The organism is Haloarcula sp. R1-2 (genome assembly GCF_011627385.1).
In the GTDB taxonomy this organism is placed as follows: domain Archaea; phylum Halobacteriota; class Halobacteria; order Halobacteriales; family Haloarculaceae; genus Haloarcula; species Haloarcula marismortui.
The window spans coordinates 1,064,919-1,086,763 of sequence record NZ_JAANTG010000001.1 but is presented as its reverse complement, the minus strand read 5'-3'; the positions used below and the strand labels follow the sequence as shown (position 1 = coordinate 1,086,763).

Annotated in this window: 21 protein-coding genes; 10 read left to right on the top strand and 11 right to left on the bottom strand. The window is 64.4% G+C overall.

Annotated elements, in window-relative coordinates:
* Positions 1-41 precede the first annotated feature (41 nt).
* Genes G9C82_RS05450 through G9C82_RS05435 form a run of 4 tightly spaced genes read right to left on the bottom strand, consistent with a single transcriptional unit; the run spans position 42 to position 4,778 of the window.
* On the bottom strand, positions 42-1,607 hold the full coding sequence (locus tag G9C82_RS05450) for a hypothetical protein (protein WP_127013559.1): 1,566 nt from the start codon (positions 1,605-1,607) through the stop codon (positions 42-44).
* On the bottom strand, positions 1,604-2,929 hold the full coding sequence (locus tag G9C82_RS05445; RefSeq protein WP_127013558.1) for a DUF58 domain-containing protein: 1,326 nt from the start codon (positions 2,927-2,929) through the stop codon (positions 1,604-1,606). The genes G9C82_RS05450 and G9C82_RS05445 overlap by 4 nt, the downstream gene beginning before the upstream one ends.
* Positions 2,926-3,669, bottom strand: coding sequence for a hypothetical protein (locus tag G9C82_RS05440; protein ID WP_014039697.1), 744 nt, complete (start codon positions 3,667-3,669; stop codon positions 2,926-2,928). Before G9C82_RS05440 ends, G9C82_RS05445 begins: the two co-directional genes overlap by 4 nt.
* A complete protein-coding gene (locus tag G9C82_RS05435) occupies positions 3,669-4,778 on the bottom strand; it encodes a DUF4129 domain-containing protein (RefSeq protein ID WP_127013557.1) in 1,110 nt (369 codons plus the stop codon). The genes G9C82_RS05440 and G9C82_RS05435 overlap by 1 nt, the downstream gene beginning before the upstream one ends.
* Before the next feature lie 101 nt (positions 4,779-4,879).
* Between G9C82_RS05435 and G9C82_RS05430 the strand changes: the two genes are divergently transcribed.
* The gene (locus G9C82_RS05430; protein ID WP_011224864.1) at positions 4,880-5,941 is read left to right on the top strand and encodes a M48 family metalloprotease; all 1,062 of its coding nucleotides are present in this window, start codon (positions 4,880-4,882) and stop codon (positions 5,939-5,941) included.
* On the opposite strand, the gene G9C82_RS05425 is transcribed toward G9C82_RS05430, so the two are convergent.
* Positions 5,933-6,673 (bottom strand): NAD(P)/FAD-dependent oxidoreductase, encoded by a 741-nt coding sequence (locus G9C82_RS05425; RefSeq protein WP_004963511.1) that lies wholly within the window; start codon positions 6,671-6,673, stop codon positions 5,933-5,935. The genes G9C82_RS05430 and G9C82_RS05425 overlap by 9 nt on opposite strands.
* Before the next feature lie 155 nt (positions 6,674-6,828).
* Here G9C82_RS05425 and G9C82_RS05420 point away from each other — a divergent pair, with 155 nt between their 5' ends.
* The 6 genes from G9C82_RS05420 (at position 6,829) to G9C82_RS05395 (ending at position 12,125) form a co-directional block, all read left to right on the top strand.
* On the top strand, positions 6,829-8,043 hold the full coding sequence (locus G9C82_RS05420) for a proteasome-activating nucleotidase (protein WP_127013556.1): 1,215 nt from the start codon (positions 6,829-6,831) through the stop codon (positions 8,041-8,043).
* Positions 8,044-8,171: 128 nt separating this feature from the next.
* Positions 8,172-8,753 carry a DUF420 domain-containing protein gene (locus tag G9C82_RS05415; RefSeq protein ID WP_127013555.1) on the top strand — a complete coding sequence of 194 codons (582 nt, stop codon included), beginning with the start codon at positions 8,172-8,174 and terminating at the stop codon, positions 8,751-8,753.
* Between the two features lie 63 nt (positions 8,754-8,816).
* A complete protein-coding gene (locus G9C82_RS05410; protein ID WP_004963505.1) occupies positions 8,817-10,040 on the top strand; it encodes an HD domain-containing protein in 1,224 nt (407 codons plus the stop codon).
* Between the two features lie 21 nt (positions 10,041-10,061).
* Complete coding sequence (locus tag G9C82_RS05405; RefSeq protein WP_127013554.1) at positions 10,062-11,087, top strand: amidohydrolase family protein; 1,026 nt, start codon at positions 10,062-10,064, stop codon at positions 11,085-11,087.
* 33 nt (positions 11,088-11,120) lie between these two features.
* Positions 11,121-11,573, top strand: coding sequence for an SHOCT domain-containing protein (locus G9C82_RS05400; RefSeq protein ID WP_004963500.1), 453 nt, complete (start codon positions 11,121-11,123; stop codon positions 11,571-11,573).
* A gap of 72 nt (positions 11,574-11,645) precedes the next feature.
* Entirely contained in the window at positions 11,646-12,125 is a 480-nt protein-coding gene (locus G9C82_RS05395) for a universal stress protein (protein WP_127013553.1), read from the top strand.
* 20 nt (positions 12,126-12,145) lie between these two features.
* Here G9C82_RS05395 and G9C82_RS05390 read toward each other — a convergent pair whose 3' ends face one another.
* The 4 genes from G9C82_RS05390 to G9C82_RS05375 all read right to left on the bottom strand — a co-directional run bounded on the left by G9C82_RS05390 (position 12,146) and on the right by G9C82_RS05375 (position 17,089).
* Positions 12,146-13,093 carry a biotin--[acetyl-CoA-carboxylase] ligase gene (locus tag G9C82_RS05390; protein WP_127013552.1) on the bottom strand — a complete coding sequence of 316 codons (948 nt, stop codon included), beginning with the start codon at positions 13,091-13,093 and terminating at the stop codon, positions 12,146-12,148.
* Between the two features lie 63 nt (positions 13,094-13,156).
* The gene (locus G9C82_RS05385) at positions 13,157-15,007 is read right to left on the bottom strand and encodes an acetyl-CoA carboxylase biotin carboxylase subunit (protein ID WP_127013551.1); all 1,851 of its coding nucleotides are present in this window, start codon (positions 15,005-15,007) and stop codon (positions 13,157-13,159) included.
* Between the two features lie 223 nt (positions 15,008-15,230).
* Positions 15,231-15,536, bottom strand: a complete 306-nt coding sequence (locus tag G9C82_RS05380; protein WP_050007831.1) for a hypothetical protein — start codon at positions 15,534-15,536, stop codon at positions 15,231-15,233.
* A gap of 2 nt (positions 15,537-15,538) precedes the next feature.
* Positions 15,539-17,089: an acyl-CoA carboxylase subunit beta gene (locus G9C82_RS05375; RefSeq protein ID WP_127013550.1), complete on the bottom strand. Its 1,551-nt coding sequence runs from the start codon at positions 17,087-17,089 to the stop codon at positions 15,539-15,541.
* Positions 17,090-17,230: 141 nt separating this feature from the next.
* On the opposite strand from G9C82_RS05375, the gene G9C82_RS05370 reads away from it, so the two are divergent.
* Positions 17,231-17,854, top strand: coding sequence for a uracil-DNA glycosylase family protein (locus G9C82_RS05370; RefSeq protein ID WP_127013549.1), 624 nt, complete (start codon positions 17,231-17,233; stop codon positions 17,852-17,854).
* A 53-nt stretch (positions 17,855-17,907) separates the two neighbouring features.
* Here the strand turns inward: G9C82_RS05370 and G9C82_RS05365 are convergent, their stop codons facing one another.
* Entirely contained in the window at positions 17,908-18,699 is a 792-nt protein-coding gene (locus G9C82_RS05365; protein WP_127013548.1) for a winged helix-turn-helix domain-containing protein, read from the bottom strand.
* Between the two features lie 224 nt (positions 18,700-18,923).
* Between G9C82_RS05365 and G9C82_RS05360 the strand changes: the two genes are divergently transcribed.
* A complete protein-coding gene (locus G9C82_RS05360; RefSeq protein ID WP_127013547.1) occupies positions 18,924-19,904 on the top strand; it encodes a DMT family transporter in 981 nt (326 codons plus the stop codon).
* A 122-nt stretch (positions 19,905-20,026) separates the two neighbouring features.
* Positions 20,027-20,242: a hypothetical protein gene (locus G9C82_RS05355; protein WP_011222774.1), complete on the top strand. Its 216-nt coding sequence runs from the start codon at positions 20,027-20,029 to the stop codon at positions 20,240-20,242.
* Between the two features lie 133 nt (positions 20,243-20,375).
* Here the strand turns inward: G9C82_RS05355 and G9C82_RS05350 are convergent, their stop codons facing one another.
* Positions 20,376-21,713 carry a sodium-dependent transporter gene (locus tag G9C82_RS05350; RefSeq protein WP_004963472.1) on the bottom strand — a complete coding sequence of 446 codons (1,338 nt, stop codon included), beginning with the start codon at positions 21,711-21,713 and terminating at the stop codon, positions 20,376-20,378.
* Between the last annotated feature and the right edge of the window lie 132 nt (positions 21,714-21,845).

Below are 21,845 nucleotides of genomic sequence, written 5' to 3'. Positions count from 1 at the left end.
TTCGCGGTGCGGGGGTAAAAGCCCCTGTCTCTCCGGCGGCGCTAATCGCTGTCGTCGGCAGTCCGCTCGCCCCGGCTGCCGCTCCTGTCACCGCTGGTGTGTGGTCCCTCCTCATGTGCGTTCAGTGCGAGGGCGAACGCAGCTATCGCCAGCAGGACCAGTCCGAGCGCGAGTACCGAACTGAATGAGAGCCCGGCCGACGTGGTTGGAACCGCGACCGGGATGAGCACGTATCGAACGAACAGCACGAGGAGGATAGCCCCGGCGAGGACGGCCGCAGTTCCGGTGACGTGGACGAACTCGCTGTCCGTCGTTTCGGCGTCCCGGCCCAGTTGCTGCCCGATACTGCTGGCGTGCGCGCCGGCGTCCCAGACCAGTAGCGCCGCCGCGCTTCCGACGAGGACGAGTATCGGTGCGAGTCCGCGCTCAGCCCCGAGCAAGGTCATGACGAACAGCAGCCCGCTTCCGGTCGCGAATCCCGCCACCCGTCGCGACAGTACCTCTGCGCCGACTAGTTCGGCCAGCAGCGTGATGAGACCGCGGAGGACGGCGACCGAAATCAAGACGCCGAGCAGCAATACGGTAGCCGAGCCATAATGGCCGCCTCCGGTAAACGTGGGCGCTACTCGCCGGGTCACGCCGGCGGCAGTAAGGGCCAGTGCGCCCAGCAACAGTCCCACAGCGGCCACGATACTGCCGGTCTGCCGTGCCAGTGACTGTCCGGGGTCGTCCCCGAGCCACTGTAGTAGCCACTGCCGGAGCCGTTCGACGATGAGGATAGCCAGTAACGCCAGAATCCCGGCTGCAAGGGGGAGATGGAGCGGGCCACTGAAGACGACCCGAAGGGCCGATCCGAGCACCGGGAGACTGTCGAGGAAGCGGTCAAACAGCATCTGCGCCGTCGGAACAAACGCCACGAGCAACTGCAGGCCGACAGCGGCCTTGAGCGGGGTGTCGATGTCCCACCAGTTTGTCCCCAGCAAGTCCAGTCGTTCGAGCGCCCGGTCGGTCGTCGCTGTGGGTGCCGGAACCCACGACTCCAGCGTCTCCGTGGCCCGGTCCAGCAACAACAGGGCAAGCAGGACCCCGGCCTGTAGCGTCACGAAGCCCACGAGCGGGTGGAGAGAGAAGCCAGTGACAACGCGAACAAGCACCCAGGGGAGCCTGACGGCAGCGGCGACGGCACAGACAATTGTGACGATGACGCCAACCACCAGTACCACGAAACTCTCATCAAGCATTGCCGAGAGTTCGTCCGTCGCATCGGCCGGCGGCACCAGCCCGCTACTCGCGTCGATGACGACGAGTGTGGCGGCCAGCGGGAACCCAAGCGCCACAACGAGCGACCAGTAGTCAGTCGCCAGTAGCGCGGTCCCACAGAACACGCCTGCGCCGATGATGATGAGGATACTGCCGCCAGCGATGCGCTCGCGGGCCTCGCTGCGGAGCGCCCAGACCCCGGCGGCGATACAGAGCCCGCCGCCGAAGCCGGCCAGCACTGGTATCGGGTCCACGACAGCGAGGCCGAGGACGAGCGAGACGAGCACTGCGACCGTTCCGGTCAGCGCCGCGCTCGACGCCGCCGGTCGATTGTCGAGTGCCGTCATGCCCACCGCTCCGTTGCACGAATGAGGGCTTTCGCGAGCGGTTCCGTGGGCGTCCAGTCGACAACTCGAACTGTTCCTCGAAGGGTGTCGAGGCGGGCCGTTCGGTCGATTCGCTCGACGGTACGTCCCGGACTGTCACCGCCCGTCATGTCTGGGCTGACGACCGTGACTGCGTGTCCGTACGCCGCGAGTCGTTTTGCCGCATCGGCCGCCCGGTCGTCGAGCAGGGGCGTACAGAACACGACCTGTGACTCGCTCGGAATCGAGCGGTCGAGTGTCGCCACCGCATCGCCGCCGTCGGCGATTCCGTAGCGGTCTGCCATTTCAGTCGACGACTCCGCCGGCCGGGTTCGGGTGTTGGTGTCGAACAGCCACGAATCGCGGGTCCCAGAGGGCCCGGTGGCCGACCCGCTCACAACACCCTTCAGGAACCTTTCCAATCGCTGTTCCTGTGCCCGGTTGGCCGATGGCTGTAGTGTCTCGCCACTGTCGTAGACGGCGGCACCGACGCGGTTGTCCATCCCTAGAAGCGCCGAGCCGACCTGCTGGGCCGCGTAGGCACAGAACTGGACAGCCGTGGGCGCATTTGCCTCGCCCGCAACGGAGTGTCGGGAATCGACGAGCGTGATGACGGTGGCTGCTCGCGTCTCCTTGAACTCGATTGTCGCGAGCTCGTTCGTCTTCGCGAGGCGGTTCCAGTCGACCCGGCTCATCGGGTCCGAGGACTGGTGCTCGCGGATAGCGTAGAAGGCAAGCCCGTTCCCGCCGGCGTCTGTCGGGATACGCCCGGACTGGGAAAGCGTCTGGCCCGAGAGCGGAACGGTGTCCACACTGGCACTACACGAGAGTCCCGTCTCGACGGTGACCTGCTCGGCGAACTCGACGGTCCCGGTCAGGTTCCGGCAGACGACCGCCACGTCGGTGAACGCGTGGTCACCGCGCCGGGCGTCGACCGTGTAGGTGACTGAATCTGACGCCCCGGCTTCGAGATGGGTTCCGAACCGCGGGGAGCCGTCGACGACCTCCAGCCGCTCCGGGACGCCGTCGAGAACGCGAACGTCAGGCAGCGTCGCGTCCCCGTCGTTCGTGAGCGTCAGCGTCACTGTCACCTCTGAGCCGGGGAGCGGGTCAATCGGTTCGACGTGGCGCTCGATTGTGAGCGTCGGTTCGGGGTCACCGATGGCCGCCTGATAGGCCGCGTACACCAGCGCCACCGCTGCGACCATGAAAATCACCGGGTTCCCGGTGACGATACCGGCCCCGCCGGCCACCAGCGCGGCCGAGACGCCGACGTTGCGCTGTGTGGTCTCTCGGGTGCTCATGCACCCTCACCTCGCTGGAGCCGTCGTATCTCGGTCGCCGCCGCTTCGACTTTCCGGTCGAACCCCTCGCCGCTGGCCCAGTCACGTAGTTGCATCTCGATTGGCGGGTCGGGTGCGTCCGGGCCGCCGAGGAAGGCGGCCGCCCGGCGGTCGTCCGTCCACGAGCCAGTACGGACGTCCCGGGCCGCCGCCTCCGTCGACATGTCCGCCGTTTCGACCAGCACCTGTCTCGCGGCCTCGCGGAGCCTGTTCCTGACTTCGGACGCATAGCTCGCTTCGAGGCCGTTGTAGGGGTCGACACGTCCGTCGATCTTCGCGAGTAGCTCGTCGATATCATCGCCGACCATATCGCCGGATTTCGCCTGTGTCGCCTCGGGTTCCAGCAGTTCGTCGAGCAGTTCTGCCGGCTCGTCGTCTGTACCGTCGTCACGATACGGGTCACGCGGCTGGCTCCCTTTCACTGGCGGGAGGTCCGACTCCTGTGTCAACACGACAGTATACAGACCGAAGAGGCCGATTACGACGGCTCCGATACTTGCACCGAGCCGGAGCCGTCTAGCCGTCCCGCTGCCGACATCTGGGAGGACTGAGGGAAAAGTAACGACGAACACCGCCCCGGCAAGTGCGACGAGTCCCAACAGCGTGTGCCGGACGAACTTGCGCCCCGGCGTCGGGCGTTCGACGCTGACGTCGATGGTTGCGCTGGCGGTCTCACCTTGTCGTGACTCTGAATCGCTCATCAGTCGTCACCTCCGCCGAGGAGCTGTCTGAGGGCGTTCCGGGCCGATTCGGCTCGGGCACCGGTCGCCGACCGCCCGCCGTACTCGACCTCGCGGAAGAGGGTTGTTAGCCGTCGAACGGGCTCTGCCGGAAGTCCGCTGTCGATAGCCCGGCGGGCGTACTCGCCGGGCGTCGCCGTCTCGGGGTCCGACACGGAGACGCGGTCGGCCAGTAGTGCCCAGGCCTCTTGGATGGACAGGCTATCGATGTCCGGGCCGTCGTCCGCCTCTGCCGTCGATTCGGTGGCCGTCGACTGCCGCTGCTCCGAGTCCGACGAACCAAACAGCGGCGGGCTATCGACGCCACTTCGGACTGAGGCGAGGAAGCCGCCGGTCCCACCGAAGCCCCTGAGGGCTCTGAACGGCGCGACCGAGAGCGACCCGAGCGTACTCGGCAGGCCGGCGACCCCTCGCAGTGACATCGTGCCGACCGACCCGATTCCCGTCGCCAATCCGGTCAGGACACCGCCGGAGACGGCGCTGATACCGGCCCCGACTCGTGAGAGCGCCGACGACCCCGAGAGCAGCGCGGCGGTCGTTACCTTCGGAATCCGGCCGATGGTCCGCCCAACCGCGCCGTTCGAAACCGCCGAGACGACTGTCCCGGCCAATCTGTCGAGGAGCGGGTGCAGGAGGAATCCGGCGTCTGTCGACCCGTCGCGTTCCGGGTCTGATGCCGCCCGGATGACACCGACCGCGACGGCGCCGAACCCGCCGATAAGCGCCAGCCCGATCAGTTTCACCAGAACTGGGGACCCGCTGTCTTCGCCTTCACCGGCTACCGGCGTCGCTGTCGCCGTCTCCGTCGGTGTTGGCGTCGCTGTCGCTGCCGGCTCGTCGCTCGTCCTCGGCGTCGTCTCTGCCCCATCGCTCGTCGCTACCGGCGTCGGCCCACTGTCGACTTCGTCGGGTGCTGTTCCGTCGGGCGTGACCGGCTCGCTCGCTCGGCTGTCGAGGGGACCGCTCGACTCGAACTCGACACCGAGCGCGCCGGGAAACAGCGCCGTGCCGAACAGGACAGCGACCGCACAGAGGAGGGCGAGGGCGGCACGAACCAGCTTTGTTGACACTGTAGCACCGTTTCCGGTGACAGGATAAATATTTTCCCTCACTGTGTGACTGTCCGAACAGAAAACCTTTCATTCGCTGTGGATATAGCAGAACTACCCCTATGCGGACACTGACTCGCCGTATGCTGTGGACCCTCTTGCTCCTCGTCGCTGTCGATATCGCTGTGGTTGCGACCGCGGCGGTGCTCCTGACACCCTGGCTTGTGCCGGTGCGGAATGCCGTCGCGGCTCACCTCCCGTTCGGTGGTGCATCGGCACGCATCGCCTGGTGGATAGCCATTCTCACCCCTGCTCTTGTGGCGTTTGTCTGGGCACAGCTCCGGTACACCAGCGCCCAGACGATGGCCGAGGTTGACGCTCGCATCGTCGGCCCCGATGAGTACCCTGCCCTCCACGAACGGGTGCAACGGCTCGCGCAACTGGCCGACCTCACGCCGCCACGGATTGCCGTCGCGGACGCCGACGTACCGAACAGTTTCGCTATCGGGACGCTTGGCGGCGCGACGGTGGTCGTCAGCGAGGGGCTCCTCTCGGCGCTCGACGGCGACGAACTTGATGCCGTGCTGGCCCACGAACTCATGCACGTCGCCAACCGCGACGCGACCGTCATGACACTGGCCAGCTTCCTTCCGTCGCTGACCAACGGCGAGTACGACCCGCTTGCGGACCTGCTTCCCGGCGGGAGTCGCTACGCGCTCGGGCTGGTCGCGCTCGGTTTCGCGTACGTGTTCAGTGCCCGGGTGCTTGCGGCCCCCTTCGGAAGCCTCTCGTTCACGCTGGGGTTTCTGTTTCTGTTTGCGGTGACAGTCCTGTTGGGTAGCGTCGCGCTGGGTGTGTTCACTGCTCCCGTCGTTGTCCTCGGGCGGTCGCTCTCACGCGCTCGGGAGTTTGCTGCCGACCGGAGCGCGGCCCAGCTGACCGGCGACCCCGCCGCGCTCGTCGGGGCGTTAGAGACGCTCGACAGCGGGGTCGACGACCGGCCGGGGACGGACAAACGCTCCGCGTACGCGGGCGTCCGCGGACTGTGCTTCCTTCCCTACGGGTTCGATACGGCGGCGTCGAGCGATTCCCTGGCTACCGAAACACGGTCCCATCCACCGACGACGGAGCGGGTCGAACGACTGCAGTCAGTCGCACGCTCGCTCGAAACAGGGTCAGTCTGAATCCTGCTCGACGCTCGGATGCATCGTCGGCTCGCCCGGCATCGGCTCTTCAAAGTACCGTCGCATAACCTCCAGAGACTCCTGTTCGCGCTTCTTGCGCTCCGCCTCGTCGATCTCCTCACAGCCCGGCGGAACCGGTCGGTCGCGGCCAGTGAAATATCCCTCCGGCGCGGTCCAGTCGTGATAGAAGTCGATGTCGGAGTCCTCTAGCAGTGTGAGCCCGACCTGTGCGCCGTGGCCCGCGGCGACGATGGTCTGGTGGTGCTGCTCGGCCAGCCGGCCGGCCGCGTACAGCCCCTCAATATCGGTCCGGCCCTGCTCGTCGGTCGAGATGAACTGCTTCGACCCACGGTCGATGAGTGAGAGGTCCAGCCCCTCCAGATACGACGGGTCCGACCAGGACGCGGCGATGAGGTAGGTCGCGTCGTATGACTCGCCGTCGGTACAGGTTACCTCGAAGCCCTCCGCAGTTTCCGTCACCTGTTCGGCTTCGCCGTCGATGAACCAGACACCGGCGCGACGCGCCTGTGCCCGCATGAGTTCGAGCAAGAGCCGGGGGTTGATTCCCGCCGGGAATCCGGGGTAGTTCTCTAGGTGGGCATTGCGGTTCAGTATCGACTCACCGGTCGAGATGATCCGTGTCGACAGGTCGGCGCGAGCGGTGTAGATCGCCGCCGACAGTCCGGCGACGCCGCCGCCCACGATGATGACTTCTTCGCGGTCGGTTGGCATGGACGGATGTTTCCAGCGGGGGCCAAGAAACATGCCGGTTTGAGACCTATAGACGGAGAGCGGTCAGTAACGGCCCCGTCAAGGCACACACCGGGCGATACAGTTTCTGAGACTACCCGAAGCCTCATAACGATACACCTACTAAAGGCGTCGTAATGACCGACACCGTCGACGAGGTCGATATGCCGTACGACGATGACGCGTCTCAGCAACAGAAGATCGAGGCGCTGCAGGAGCGGCTAGAGGTGCTCGAATCGCAGAACGAGGAGATGCGCGACAAGCTGCTGGACGCGAACGCGGAAAACAACAAGTACCAGCAGAAGCTCGAACGGCTTACGCACGAGAACAAGAAGCTCAAGCAGTCACCGCTGTTTGTCGCGACCGTTCAGGAACTCTCCAGCGATGGCGTGATTATCAAACAGCACGGCAACAATCAGGAGGCCCTGACGGAGGTCACCGACGAGATGCGCGAGGACCTCGAACCCGACGACCGCGTCGCCGTCAACAACTCCCTCTCTATCGTCAAACAGCTCGACGACGAGACCGACGTGCGCGCTCGCGTCATGCAGGTCGACCAGTCACCGGACGTCACCTTCGCCGACATCGGCGGCATCGAAGAGCAGATGGAAGAGGTCCGCGAGACCGTCGAGATGCCGCTGAAGAGCCCCGAGATGTTCGAAGACGTCGGCATCGACCCGCCGAGCGGCGTCCTGCTGCACGGCCCGCCCGGCACCGGGAAGACGATGCTGGCGAAGGCTGTCGCCAACGAGACCGACGCGACCTTCATCAAGATGGCCGGCTCCGAGCTGGTCCACAAGTTCATCGGCGAGGGCGCAAAGCTCGTTCGCGACCTGTTCGAGCTGGCCCGTCAGGAGGAGCCCGCTGTCGTCTTCATCGACGAAATCGACGCCATCGCGGCCAAGCGAACGGAGTCGAAGACCTCCGGCGACGCCGAGGTCCAGCGGACGATGATGCAACTGCTCTCGGAGATGGACGGCTTCGACGACCGCGGCGACATCCGAATCATCGCGGCGACGAACCGCTTCGACATGCTCGACCGCGCCATCCTCCGCCCCGGCCGCTTCGACCGTCTCATCGAAGTCCCGAACCCCGACCTCGAAGGTCGCAAGCAGATCTTCCAGATTCACACCCGCAGCATGAACGTCTCCGACGACGTGGACTTCGAGGCATTGGCCGAGGAGATAACGGACGCCTCTGGTGCTGACGTGAAAGCCATCTGTACCGAGGCCGGGATGTTCGCCATCCGCGACGACCGGACCGAGGTCACGATGGCCGACTTCCACAACGCCTGGGAGAAGATTCAGCAGGAAGAGACCGACGACGAGGACGTCTCCCGGACGTTCGCCTGATTTCGGCAGCGTTTCCATCCGGTTCTCCACGCTTTTGCAGGTCTGTAGTCACCGCTGTGACCCGCAACTGCGCTGTCGTACTCGCCCGTTTCAGAACACAGTTACCACTCCGGGCCTGAATTGGGGGTATGGCCGTCGCAGATACACTCCAGTCGCGTGCCCGCGCTCGTCCGCGGCTCGTCACTGCCGTCGTCTCGGTCGTTGGCTACGCGCTCGTGTTCGGCGCGTTCGGCGGTGTGTTGCCGCTCCCCGAGTTCTCGCGGGACGTCGTCATCCTGCTGGGTGACGCAATCGCCGTCGTCAACAGTATCGCCCTGCTCGCAATCATCGCTGGCGTCTACTTCATCAAGAACAATGAGGTCCAGAAACACCGCGCGGCGATGCTGACCGCGTTCACGCTCATCATGGTGTTTCTGGCGCTGTATATCCTCAAAGTCGGCGGCGGCTTCGAGAAGGAGATCGTCGCCGAAGGGTTCGTCTGGACCGCGTACATCGTGATGCTGGCTATCCACATCCTGCTGTCTGCGGTGTCCGTGCCCGTCGTCGTTCACGCCGTCGTCCTCGGACTGACCCACTCCCCTGCTGAACTCAGAGAGACGATTCATGCCCGCGTGGGTCGCATCGCCGTCTCCGCTTGGGGACTGAGCCTATTTCTCGGGCTCGTCACCTACGTCATGCTGAACCACATCTACGGCTGGGTCCCCCGGTAGGCGACCCCTCCCGGTGCGTTCGGTGGCGAACGATTTTGCCGGCCGCCGCCGTAGGCCACGGCAATGACTACAATCAAGGACAGCGTCCACGACCATATCGAGGTTCAGGGCGTCGCGGCGGCATTGCTCGACACGCCGCCGGTCCAGCGGCTCCGGCACATCTCCCAGCTCGGCACGGTGACGCTCGTCTATCCTTCGGCGAACCACACCCGATTCGAGCACTCGCTGGGCGTCTATCACCTCGCAGACCGAGTGCTGTCCCACCTGGGTATCGAGGGCCAGCAGGCCGAGCGAGTCCGAGCCGCGGCATTACTCCACGATGTGGGGCATTCACCGTACAGCCACAACGTCGAGGCGCTCATCCACCGCCGAACGGGCAAGTACCACGACGACGTGGACGAATTACTCGGTGACGGCCCTGTCGCACGCGTGCTCACCGAACACGGCCTCAATCCGGACCGCGTGGCCGGCCTCGTTGCCGGCGAGGGCGAACTGGGCCAGCTCGTCTCCGGCGAACTGGATGTCGACCGGATGGACTATCTGGTCCGCGACGCCCACCACACGGGCGTTCCATACGGGACTATCGACCACGAGCGGTTGGTCCGGGAGCTGTGTTTTGTCGACGGTGAACTCGTCCTCGATGAGGGGAACGTCCAGACGGCCGAGTCGCTCCTGCTCGCACGGGCGCTGATGAACCCCACTGTCTACCAGCACCACGTCGCCCGCATCGCCAAGTCGATGCTGCGGCGCGGGACCGAAGAACTACTCGCCGCGACTGATACAACGGCCGAGACGCTTCGCCGGTGGGACGATAACGACCTGCTCGTGGCGCTCAGACAGTGCGACGCGACGGCGGCGTACGCACGGCGGCTGAGCCAGCGGGACCTCTACAAACGCGCCGTCTGGGCGGAGTGGCAGGCCGTGCCCGACGAGGTGCTGGCGGCCGACCACGACGCGGTCGGCGCGATGGAGCAGGCTATCGCCGACGAAGCGAACGTCGACAGCGACGCCGTTGTGCTCGACATTCCGCCCGAACCGTCGATGACCGAGTCCAGCAGCCGTGTCCTCGTCAACGGTGGGGTCCGTCGACTCGGTGAACAGTCGACGCTGGTCAACGCCATCCGCGCCGCCCAGCGCGACCAGTGGCGGCTCGGCGTCTATGCGCCGGAAGCCGAGAGTGAGCGGGTCGGCGCGGCGGCCATCCGCGAATTGGGACTCGACCTCGACGGGGCTCGGGTTCGGGACGTACGGACGGGTATCCATGCGACCCTCGATGAGTTTAACTGAGAGAACGGGCGAACAGGGAGTGTGATTCTGGAAGGGACGATTCTGACGGGGCGGTCGTTCGAGGCCGTCGAGGGCCGTGTCGTCATCGAAGACGGGGAGATAACCGCTGTCGAGGAAACCGCGGTCGACAGCGACGACATCGTAGCGCCGGCGTTCGTCAACGCCCACACGCATATCGGCGATTCCATCGCCAAGGAGGCCGGCGAGGGGCTCTCGCTGGAGGAACTGGTCGCGCCCCCGGACGGCCTGAAACATCGACTCCTCCACGATGCCAGCCGGGACGAACTGGTGGCCGCGATGGCGCGGTCACTGTCGTTCATGGCGCAGTCGGGAACCGGCGCGTTCATCGAGTTCCGGGAGGGCGGTGTCGAGGGTGTCCGCGCGATACAGGATGCGCTGGCGGGCTCAGACCTCGAAAGCGTAATTCTCGGGCGCGAGACGACCGACGCGATGGAACTGGGCGACGGGTTCGGCGCAAGCGGGGCCAACGACAGTGAGTTCGGGGCGGACCGGCGCGCGACCCGACAGGCTGGGAAGCTGTTCGGCATCCACGCGGGGGAAGTCGACAGCTCCGACATCAACCCTGCGCTCGGCCTCAACCCGGACTTCCTCGTCCACATGGTTCACGCCAAGTCGCTGCATCTCGAACGGGTCGCCGACAGCGAAATCCCCGTTGTGGTCTGTCCCCGGTCGAACATCGTCACCGGCGTTGGCCGTCCGTCGGTCGAAGCACTGGCTGACCGGACGACGGTCGCGCTCGGGACGGACAACGTCATGCTCAACAGTCCGTCGATGTTCCGCGAGATGGAGTTCACCGCGAAGCTGTACGACCTCTCAGCCCGTGAGGTGTTGCGGATGGCCACAGTCAACGGAGCCGAAATCGCGGGGCTTGGCGGCGGACTCATCAAGACCGGACAACCGGCACGCCTGCTGGTGCTCGACGGGGATTCGGACAATCTCTGCGGCGCACAGAACCCCGTTCGTGCAGTCGTTCGTCGGGCAGGGACGGCCGACGTTCGACGAGTCGTCCATCCGATGACGGAATAATTCTTATCACTGCGGGAATAGTATCTTCGGGCAATGCCCTCCACCACCGACCGCGCCCTGAGTACACCACTGAAAATACTCCTGTATGGCCTGTTAGGGCTGGTCTCGTTGTTTGTCGTCATCGCGGCTGTGAGAGTTGCGTTCGGACTGTTCTTCGGTCTCATCGGTCTCATACTGGGACTCCTCTCTCTGGCTGCCACCATCGGGTTCATACTGGCCATCGGCTACGCCGTGTACTGGGTCGTGTCAGAGGTTTTCGGTCAGGACGAGGCAACGGCGTCGGCGACTGACGCGTCACGGGCACAGGCCGCACACACGACTGGCGAGGCCAACGAAACAGACCCCGTCGATCGGCTCTCTGAGCGCTACGCTAACGGGGAGATAACCGAGGCAGAACTGGAACGCCGACTCGAACAGGCCCTTGACGGCCCGTCCGTGGATGACTCCGGGACAGCGGAGTTCGAACGAGACCGAGAGTTGAACTGAACACTACCCTGCTTGGCTGTTTCATGTTATCTCTTACCAAACTATATCCGTTCAGCCAGTCAATAGTACAGTATGTACGACAGGATACTGGTACCGACTGACGGATCATCGGGGTCGAGAGATATACTCACACACGCTGAGGCGCTTGCAACGGCTCACGACAGCGAGATTCACGCGCTGTACGTCGTCGACGTCGGTCGGTTCTCCACGCTCCCGCACGAGCCGACGTGGGAGGGCATCACCGACTCGCTTCACCGCGAAGGTGAGATGGCGCTGGACATGGTGGAACGTCTCGTTGCCGACGACGTGACTGTCACGCGAGCCACGGCCGAGGGAAGCCCAAGCCGGGAAATCGTCGAGTACGCGAGCCAGCACGGCTGTGACCTCATCGTGATGGGGACCCACGGTCGCGGCGGCATCGACCGCCTGTTGCTGGGCAGCGTCGCCGAACGGGTCGTCCGGTCAGCCCACGTCCCAGTCGTCACCGTTCCGGTGGAGACAGCGATGCAAGACCTCCCGGAGGATGAGCAGCCTGCCGGCGTCCCACAGTGACGTGTCCCCTGTCGTTGCGCTCACTCCGAAACCGGGCGGAGATGCTCACAGTCCCCCGCTGAAACGACCTCTGTACCGGATGCTGTCTCGATAACGAGCGCGCCTGGGAACTGTACGTCCACGGCTTCGCCCTCGATAGGGCCTCCCGGTGTCTCGACCCGGACCCGTTTGCCCAGCGTCGTCGCGTACTCCCGCCACGCCTCGACGACGCGCCCCGTATCCTGTCGCAACGCGTCGAATTCTTCTAGCAGTCGCTGCGTGAACAGTCGCCTGTCGATCGGCTCGCCCCGTTCGGTCGAGAGACTCGTCGGGTTTGCTTCATCGGGCAGGTCTGCTGGGTCGACGTTCGCGTTGACCCCGATGCCCACGACGACCCAGGAGACGCGGTCGGCCTCCCCCTCCATCTCGGTGAGGATGCCGACCAGTTTGCGCTCCTCGTCGCCGTGGCGGACGAGTACGTCGTTGGGCCACTTGATGCCGGCCTCGACGCCGGCCTCACGTGCCGCCCGTGTCACCGCGACAGCGGCCGCAAGCGTGAACACCGGCGCGTGGGCCATCGGCACGTCGGGACGGAACAGTACCGAGAGCCAGATTCCGCCGCTCGGCGAGTGCCAATCACGGTCGAGGCGCCCCCGGCCGCCGGTCTGTTCGTCGGCCAGCACCACAATGTCTGACTCCCCTTCTGCTGCAAGGTCTCTGGCGCGTGCGTTCGTGCTGGGAATGCTGTCGTGGTACTCGACAGAAAACGGCGCATCGAGGCCGTATTCGACCGCGCTCGCCCCGAACTCCGGTACCGAATCGAGGGCGTAGCCCGCGTCGTCGCTACGGATCTCGAACCCCTCGTCACGGAGCGCTTCAACGTGCTTCCAGACCGCGGAGCGAGAGATATCCAGTTCGTCGGCGAGAGTCGGCCCCGAAACAGGACCGTCGGCCAGTGCATCGAGCACCCGGTGGCGTGTGTCGTTCATATCCGGGGCTTCGACCGGCCGGGATAAAAGGTGTCTGCAGCGCGCGGCGGGCAGGCCGCTCGCTCACCCGATCACAAAGAGCAAGTCGCCCATGTCGACGGATTCGCCCTCGTTGACGGCTACGTCGTTGACAGTGCCGCCGCGTTCGGCGACAATGTCGTTTTCCATCTTCATCGCTTCGAGCACACAGAGGATGTCGCCGGCCTCCACCTCGTCGCCTTCCTCGACGTTGACCTCCAGAATCGTCCCCTGCATCTCAGCGGCAACCTCCTGACCCTCGGCGGTGGTGGCACTGCCGCCTCCGCTGTCAGAGCTACTGCCACCCTGTGGCCGCTGTGGCTGGCTCCCACCGTCGGCGTCTACGTTGCCGACGTTGATTGGGGGTGCGCCGCGCTCTTCGAGGTCGACCTGGAAGCGCTTGCCGTTGACCTCAACGGTAAATTCGCGTTCGACGACTTCCTCGTCCTCGTCGCCTTCGCCGTCGGATTCGGTGACCGTGCCCCACTGCTCTTGCGCTTCTTCGATGCGCGTCCGGTCGAGGTGCTCGTCGAGGTACTTCGTGGTGTGTGTCCCGGTGACGAACTTCTCGTCGGTGAGCATCAGGCGGTGGAACGGAATGACAGTCGGGATGCCTTCGATGTCGAAGTCCTTGAGCGCCCGTTTCCCGCGCTCGATACACTCCTCGCGGTCCCCGCCGTAGGTAATGAGCTTCGCGATCATCGAGTCGTAGTCGGTGACGAGGTCGTCGCCCTGTCTGAGCGCGTCGTCGAGCCGGACCCCGATACCGCCCGGCGGGTCGTAGGTGTCGAGGCTGCCGCCAGTCGCGGGCGCGAAATCGTCGGCGGCGTTCTCGGCGTTGATGCGGAACTCCATCGCGTGCCCCTCGATCTCCACGTCGTCCTGATCGAAGGTAATCTCCTCGTCCATCGCCACCCGCAGTTGCCACTTGACGATGTCGATGTCGGTGATCTCCTCGGTGACGCAGTGCTCGACCTGAATACGGGTGTTGACCTCGAGGAAGTAGAAGTTCGCGTCCTCGCCGAGCAGTTCTCCCTGTTCGCGGTCGGTGTCCTCCTCAACGAGGAACTCGACGGTCCCGGCGTTGTAGTAGTCCGATTCGCGGACGCCGCGTCGGGCAGCGTCGCCGATCTTCTCGCGGAGGGCGTCGTTCAGGGCCGGCGAGGGTCCTTCCTCGATGACCTTCTGGTGGCGGCGCTGGAGCGAACAGTCACGCTCGCCCAGATGCCGGACGTTGCCGTGATGGTCGGCGATGATCTGGACCTCGATGTGGCGCGGGTTCTCCAGATAGCGTTCAAGATAGACAGAGTCGTTCGAGAAGTACGCTTCACCCTCCCGCTTTGCGCTTTCGAGTTGCTCCTCGGCCTCTTCGGGATCGTGGACGATTTTCATCCCGCGGCCGCCACCGCCGCCCTCGGCCTTGATAGCCACCGGGAAACCATTCTCCTCGCCGAACTCGACGACTTCCTCGGGGTCCTCGACCGGGTCGGTCGTTCCCGGGACGATGGGCACGTCGGCCGACTGCATGATCTTGCGGGCCTTCGTCTTCTCGCCCAGTGCCTCCATCGACTCGCTTTCGGGACCGACCCAGGTGACGCCGTCCGCCTCCTGGACGCGTTCCGCGAAGTCGGCGTTCTCCGCGAGGAAGCCGTACCCCGGGTGGATGGCGTCGGCGTCGGCCTGCTTGGCCGCGTCGATAATCGCTTCCTGGTCGAGATAGGAGTCGGCGGCACGGGCCGGGCCGACGTTGTACGCCTCGTCGGCGTACCGGACGTGGCCGGCGTGCTTGTCGGCGTCAGAGTAGACGGCCACTGTGCCGATGCCCAACTCCTCACATGCGCGCATCACGCGCACCGCTATCTCCCCGCGATTAGCGACGAGCACCTTATCGAACATACGCCCTCATACTGAGAGTCGGCCCATAAAACTATGCGCAGATAGCGGCCAATCTTACACATATAATCATGTTAGTATGGAACATACCCGCAAATCCAGCCAGGGCGTCGCCAATCAACTGATACGGATTGTTGTAGATTATTTCCGGATAGCTCCGATACCGGGGTCGGAGCAGACCGGGACATCGCTCCAACAATCCGTATGACAGAAGAGCTGTCCGCGGTCAGAACCGCTCGGCGCGGCCGGCGGCGCTCCAGGGGTCGGTCGGCGCGTCCGAGCGGACCCGAACGGACCGCTTCTGCGTGGCCTCGACGCGCCCGGAGAACGACCACTGTTTGCCGTCCCAGGAGTCCCCGTCGTCTGCCGCCGCAGCCGCCGCGGCCGCTGCTGCCGCGCGCTGGCGGTCGGTGAGGTGTGCGCCGACAGCGACGGCAATGGCGGCCGCTTCGTCCGTCGACGCGTCGTCGAGTTGGGCAGCGATCTCCGCGACCAGTTCGGCGTCGACAGCCGAGTCAGTATCAGCCGCCATCGTTACAGTGGGATGTTGCCGTGCTTGCGGTCGGGCTGGTCCTTGCGTTTTCCCCGGAGGAGGTCCAGATCGTCGATGAGTCGCGGGCGAGTCTCCTGTGGTTCGATGACGTCGTCGACGAACCCGCGCTTGGCTGCGGTGTAGGGGTTCGCGAAGGCGTCGCGGTACTCGTCGATGAGTTGCTGGCGGCGGGCTTCCACGTCGTCGGCGTCCTCCAGTTCGTCGTCGTAGAGGACGTTGACCGCGCCCTGTGGCCCCATCACGGCGATCTCGGCGGTCGGCCAGGCGTAGTTCATGTCCGCGCCGATGTGCTTCGACGCCATCACGTCGTAGGCCCCGCCGTACGCCTTCCGCGTAATGACGGTCACCAGCGGCACGGTGGCCTCGGAGTAGGCGTACAGGAGCTTCGCGCCGTGGTTGATGATGGCGTTGCGCTCCTGATCCTTGCCGGGCATGAACCCGGGCACGTCGACGAACGTGAGAATCGGGATGTTGAACGCGTCACAGAACCGGACAAAGCGAGCGCCCTTCCGCGAGGCGTTGATGTCGAGCGTGCCGGCGTTGACTCGTGGCTGATTGCCGACGACGCCGACGCTGTGGCCGTCCATGCGGGCGAACCCGATGACGATGTTGCGCGCGAAGTCCTCCGCGACCTCGAAAAAGGAGTCCTCGTCGACGATGCGTCCAACGACATCCGTCATGTCGTAGGGTTTCTGTGGCGCGTCGGGAACAGCCGTCTTCAGCGCCTCGTCCCGGCGCTCGGGGTCGTCCCAGGGCTCGACCCGTGGCGGGTCCTCGACGTTGTTCTGGGGGAGATACGAGAGGAGGTAGCGGATGTCGTCCATCGCCTCTTTCTCGTCGGCGGCCGTGAAGTGGGCCACCCCGGACTCGGAGGCGTGGGTCTTCGCGCCGCCGAGTTCGTCGAAGCCGACCTCCTCGCCGGTCACCGTCTCGATGACGTCCGGCCCGGTGATGAACATGTGGCTGGTCTCCTCGACCATGTAGACGAAGTCCGTAATGGACGGGGAGTACACTGCACCGCCGGCGCACGGCCCCATGATGGCCGAAATCTGTGGCACGACACCGCTAGCTTGCTGATTGCGGTGGAAGATATCGGCGTAGCCCGCCAGCGAGTCGATCCCTTCCTGAATCCGCGCACCGGCGGAATCGTTCAGCCCGATAATGGGTGCGCCCGTCTCGATGGCCTTGTCCATCACCTTACAGACCTTCTGGGCGAACGCCTCGCCCAGCGACCCGCCGAAGACGGTGAAGTCGTGGGCGAAGACGTACACCCGGCGGCCGTCGACTTTGCCGTAGCCGACGACGACGCCGTCTCCCGGTACTTTCTTGTCGGCCATGTCGAAGTTCGTCGAGCGATGTTCACGGAGCGAGTCGATCTCGACGAAGGTGCCGTCGTCGAGGAAGTAATCGATGCGCTCACGCGCGGTGAGTTTCCCACGGTCGTGTTGCGCCTCGATTCGTTCCTCGCCACCACCTCGTTCGGCCTCGGCTTTTCGTTCCCGAAGGTCCTCGACACGGTCATCGTGGCTCACGCGATATCACTTCTCCCGGACCGGAGCATATCCGACTCCTTGCGGGCATCCGAGAAAAGCGTTATCAAACTTAACCATTATTTCTCGTATTCGACAACCGAAACCGGCGGAGTTTTGGGCGATGGGTCGCTGCTTTCGCGCGTGAAGAACGTCACGGCCCGCCAGCACAATCCCTTCGGCTTCGACGCACCGTGTGAGCCGTTTGTGCCGGGGTACGGCGACGCCAACGCCCACTTCCACGTCATCGGTGATCACCCCGGCGTCCACGGTGGCGCGACCTCAGGCATCCCATTTACCGACAGCGCTGCGGGCGAACGCCTCCAGCGGGCGCTTGTCGAGGCCGGACTGCTCGCAGAGAGTGGCACGCCGCCGACTGTCGAGAAGACGTACCTCTCGTATCTGTACATGTGCGGCGGCGACCCGCCGACAGACGCGGACTACGAGACTCTGGAGCCGCTGTTCGATACGGAACTCCGGGCCATCACCGCCCACGTCCTCCTGCCCGTCGGCGAGCGCGCCACGCGACATGTGTTTGCGAACACGACATCGGAGCCGACCGAGTCGATCGATATGGATGTGCGCCACGCCACGGAGGTCCTCGGCAGCGGCTGGCTCGTCTATCCGATCAAAGAGCCGACAGCGTGGACCGACGACGAGGAGAGTGCCCTCATTGACGCGCTGACTGCGCTACTGGAAACGGACTATCGCCGTGAGGCAGACCTCGGTCGGTTCATGCCGGGCGAGGACCCGTATCTGGTCCGGTAGCTGCGCCGCAGCTGAGTTTCGGGCAATAATGGTCCAGTGACTCGAAACAGCGGTTACAGCGCCCACTCGTCAGAGAGCGGGTCCGCGGACGCCCAGTAGGTGTCAAACGTCTCGATGGCCCACTCACGGACGGCTGGCGCGGTCGTATCGATCGACGCCTGCAGAACGCCGTTGTCGTCCCGCAACAGCAGATGGACCACGTCGTCGGCAATCATTACGGCCAGCGGCACACCGTCGTTCTGTACCCGGACTGACGCGTCCGGTTCGGCACGCAGCGATTCGAGCCGATTCCGGAGCCGGTCGTCCGCTGCCAGCGCGTCTATCGCGCCGGGCGAGAACACGCCCGAGAACCGCTGTTCGCCGGCGGTGACCCGCTCCTGAACGACCCGAATTGCCTGATCGTTGAACGCATGGGAGAACGTCCGGACCGCCTCGGCGTCCCGAAGCAGGTCGAGCAGTCGCTGGACCGGCGCGTTCGGGCGCGTCTGGCTCGGGACGGTTATGGTCGCGTCGCCCAGATGTTGCAGGTCGAAGTCCATTGCATCGGTGGGGAGATACTGGACGATGTCGCGCAGTCGCCGCTCGGTTTCGAGGCTGTCGAGCAGGTCGGTGAACCCGTCAGCGACGATACGGCCCGTCGCCGTTGCGACGTACTCGCCCTCTGTTCGGCGAATCCACGACCGCTCCTCGAAGTCAGCGATGATACGCCCGAGCGTCGCCTGTGACGCACCGGTTTCGGCCGCCAGTTCCCCGCGTGAGTGTGGCTCCGTGGCCAGAAGCCGCAACACCTCGACCCGGTTTGACGAGAGCGCGAGGAACTCGATCTCTTCGAGCGCCGATTCCATACCGCCACGTTAGGGAGTCCGTCCTAAATCGCTTTCGCAGTGTGAAATTATTTCACACCTTGCAGTACCGCCACGGGTGTTCGGCTGTTTCGCGTTATGTAAGATTTTCTAAACGGACCTATACGTCTCGATATCATACTGTAGAGTACGATGACTCAGGTTTCCCCACGTGATCTCTCTGTCGGCTGTGCGGTCGTATCAGAAACAATATACGAGGTGGCACCATGATTTCGCGTCGGACGTTCGCCCTCGCTGCCGTTGCCAGTGTCCTGCTTGGCGGGACCTTCGTCGGCGCGAAGGCCGGACTGTCGTACCTCCCGCCGCTTCTGTTCGTCGCCCTGCGCTTCGACATCGCCGCCGTCGTGCTCCTCGGCTACGTTGTCGTGACGCGGTCCCGGGACGAACTGCTCCCACGGACCCGCGGCGACGTGCTGGGGATTCTCTCGACGGGCCTGTTCGCGCTCGGCCTCGCGAACGCGCTGATATTCGTGGGCCAGCAGTCCGCCACCAGCGCGGTTGCCGCTATCATCTTCAGCCTCAACCCGATACTGACGCCAGTATTCGCCGCTCTCCTGCTCTCCGACGAACGCCTCTCTGCCCGCGGCGGTCTCGGCATGGTTATCGGCCTGCTCGGCGTCGGTCTCGTCGTCAGTCCCGACCCGGCGATGCTCCTGAGCGGGGGCATCGGCAAGCTCATCCTGTTCGCTGGCGCGACCAGCGCGGCGCTGGGCAGCGTGCTCATCCGGTGGTCCGGCGGCGGCCTGTCGAGTACGGTCCGAACCGCATGGGCGCTCCCTGTCGCCGCCGCGCTCTGCCATGCGCTGAGCATCGGTATGGGCGAATCCGCGGCCACGGCGGTCTGGTCGCCGACCGCGATTGCGGCCCTGCTGTACGTCGGCATCTTCGCCGGCGCAATCGCCTACATCGCCTACTTCGGCCTACTGGCTGTCACCGGTGCAATTCAGGCCAACCTCATCTTCTACGTGGTTCCCGTCGTGTCGACGCTCGGCGGGTGGGCCTTGCTCGGTGAGGCGATCACCCCGACCGCAGTGGCGGGCTTCCTGACTATCTTCACGGGCTTCGTGGTACTCGGCAGCGAGTCGGTCGACATCCGGGCACTGCTCCCGGGTACTACTGACGAGACTGACACTGTGTCCGAAAGTCTCGGCATTGCGGACGAACAGCGCGGGTTCGAGTCCGACTGAGACAGGCCGTTAGGGTGTCATATGTCTGCTGTCTCCCTCATCCAGAGTGTGTAGTACACTGTGCCCGCCGACCACAGAGATTCAGCAAAGTATTCACTCCACCGTCATGTATCCCTACGGGTATGACTGTCGGTGAAAATACACGCAGTCGACAACTGTTGATACCGATAGGCGGACTGGCGCTAGTGTTTCAGTCGATAGCGTTTGAGGGCACCTTCGGACTTATCGAGCATCCCGGTGTTTCCGGGGTCCTCAGAGACGTGCTGAGCGGTGGTCTATTGCTGGTGGCAACGGTCTGTCTCTTCGGTGGCGTGTATCTACGCCTGCGCAGTTCGTGAGCGACATGCCGCCCTTCTGCACGTGGCTAGGCTGCTACGGCTGGAAAAAACATCTCGCGACGACCGGATACACCGGGCGGTCACTACAAACCGTCGCGAAGAAGGTCCGCGGGAAACCGAGGCTGTGCGTCGGTTATATTGGCGGGATAATCGCGGGGTCCTCAGCGAGGAACAGCGTCTGCAGGCCGAGCGCCAGCGTCAGGAGCACGCCGAGGATAACCACCGTTCGGACCATCCAGAGCCAGGTCGGACCGAATGCCCGGAGCCCACCCGTCCCCTGTCGGAGCTCGGCAACTGCGTTGGAGGAGAGCACCCAGCCGACGAACACTAGGATGAGCAGCACTGACAGCGGGAGGAACAGCTTGTACGCGAGCGTGTCGAACCAGCCGAACCACGCCAGGTCCCAGGCTGACGGGAATCCGAGAACGAACAGCACAACTCCGAGCATCGCCGCCAGAGACACTCGTGAGTATGACGTGTTGTCGACGCCGTAGGAGACTGCAACCTCGAGGAGGCTGATGGCGGAGGAAATTGCAGCGATGAGGACAACGCCGAAGAACACGACACCGAGGAGTCGACCTCCGGGGAGCTGTGGGAACGCCGACGCCATCGCGACGAAGATGGCCGACGGACCGCTGGTGTCGGGGCTGACGTTGATGGCGAAGAGAATCGGGAACACGACCAGCCCGGCCAGCACACCAACGAGCGTGTTCGTCACGACGATGATGCCACCATCCACCGGGAGGCTCTCGTCGTCACCGATGTACGAGGAGTAGGTAATCATGGCTGCCATCCCCAGCGAGAGGGTGAAAAACGCCTGTCCAACTGCGAACGGAATCAGGTCGCCAGCGTTCGCCGCCAGCGTGGAGAAGTCCGGTGAGAGGAAGTAGCTGTAGCCAGCCCCTGCTCCCTCAAGCGTGGTAACCCAGGCCGCCATCCCGATCATGAGGAGAACGATGCTGGGGACCATCACCTTCGTCGCCTTCTCGATACCGTCCTCGACACCCACTGCGACGATACCGACACAGATCAGCAGGAACAGTGCCTGTCCGACGACAGCTTCCGGCCCACTGGCGATGGCTCCGAAGTACTCCGCGGAGTTTCCGAAGTATGCGCCCGTTGCGCTACCGAGGATATATCGCATGACCCACCCGCCGACGACGTTGTAATACGAGAGGATCCAGAAGCCCGTAAAGACGCCCAGGCCACCGACGACCCGCCACTGCTTGAATCCGAGTTCTGCAAACGCGTCGACGGCATTACGGTTCGTTCGCCGTCCGATGATGAACTCTGCCAGCATTGCCGGAAAGCCGATGAGCAACACGGCGACGAGGTAAAAGACGAGGAACACTGCGCCGCCGTTTGTCGCGGTCTTGAACGGGAACTGCCAGATGTTTCCGAGACCGACTGCGCTACCAATTGCTGCGAGAAGGAACCCGAGCCGTGAGGCCCACGTTTCTCTGTCACTCATTGTGATGCGGCATATTCTTTTGGGGTATAAAAACCACCGTGATTCCGATTCGCAATACTCCGCCGTAATATCAGGATAAAGACATAATTCCCGAAGCCAAACAACAGCCGAGACGTCAGCACTGATACCCCC

Excerpts from the sequence above, each read along its gene's own strand:
- G9C82_RS05385 (WP_127013551.1), bottom strand. The coding sequence starts at position 15,007 with ATGTTCGATAAGGTGCTCGTCGCTAATCGCGGGGAGATAGCGGTGCGC.
- G9C82_RS05415 (WP_127013555.1), top strand. The coding sequence starts at position 8,172 with ATGGCCGTCGCAGATACACTCCAGTCGCGTGCCCGCGCTCGTCCGCGG.
- G9C82_RS05350 (WP_004963472.1), bottom strand. The coding sequence starts at position 21,713 with ATGAGTGACAGAGAAACGTGGGCCTCACGGCTCGGGTTCCTTCTCGCA.
- G9C82_RS05395 (WP_127013553.1), top strand. The coding sequence starts at position 11,646 with ATGTACGACAGGATACTGGTACCGACTGACGGATCATCGGGGTCGAGA.
- G9C82_RS05425 (WP_004963511.1), bottom strand. The coding sequence starts at position 6,673 with ATGCCAACCGACCGCGAAGAAGTCATCATCGTGGGCGGCGGCGTCGCC.
- G9C82_RS05420 (WP_127013556.1), top strand. The coding sequence starts at position 6,829 with ATGACCGACACCGTCGACGAGGTCGATATGCCGTACGACGATGACGCG.
- G9C82_RS05445 (WP_127013558.1), bottom strand. The coding sequence starts at position 2,929 with ATGAGCACCCGAGAGACCACACAGCGCAACGTCGGCGTCTCGGCCGCG.
- G9C82_RS05440 (WP_014039697.1), bottom strand. The coding sequence starts at position 3,669 with ATGAGCGATTCAGAGTCACGACAAGGTGAGACCGCCAGCGCAACCATC.
- G9C82_RS05380 (WP_050007831.1), bottom strand. The coding sequence starts at position 15,536 with ATGGCGGCTGATACTGACTCGGCTGTCGACGCCGAACTGGTCGCGGAG.
- G9C82_RS05365 (WP_127013548.1), bottom strand. The coding sequence starts at position 18,699 with ATGGAATCGGCGCTCGAAGAGATCGAGTTCCTCGCGCTCTCGTCAAAC.
- G9C82_RS05355 (WP_011222774.1), top strand. The coding sequence starts at position 20,027 with ATGACTGTCGGTGAAAATACACGCAGTCGACAACTGTTGATACCGATA.
- G9C82_RS05410 (WP_004963505.1), top strand. The coding sequence starts at position 8,817 with ATGACTACAATCAAGGACAGCGTCCACGACCATATCGAGGTTCAGGGC.
- G9C82_RS05450 (WP_127013559.1), bottom strand. The coding sequence starts at position 1,607 with ATGACGGCACTCGACAATCGACCGGCGGCGTCGAGCGCGGCGCTGACC.
- G9C82_RS05400 (WP_004963500.1), top strand. The coding sequence starts at position 11,121 with ATGCCCTCCACCACCGACCGCGCCCTGAGTACACCACTGAAAATACTC.
- G9C82_RS05360 (WP_127013547.1), top strand. The coding sequence starts at position 18,924 with ATGATTTCGCGTCGGACGTTCGCCCTCGCTGCCGTTGCCAGTGTCCTG.
- G9C82_RS05390 (WP_127013552.1), bottom strand. The coding sequence starts at position 13,093 with ATGAACGACACACGCCACCGGGTGCTCGATGCACTGGCCGACGGTCCT.
- G9C82_RS05430 (WP_011224864.1), top strand. The coding sequence starts at position 4,880 with ATGCGGACACTGACTCGCCGTATGCTGTGGACCCTCTTGCTCCTCGTC.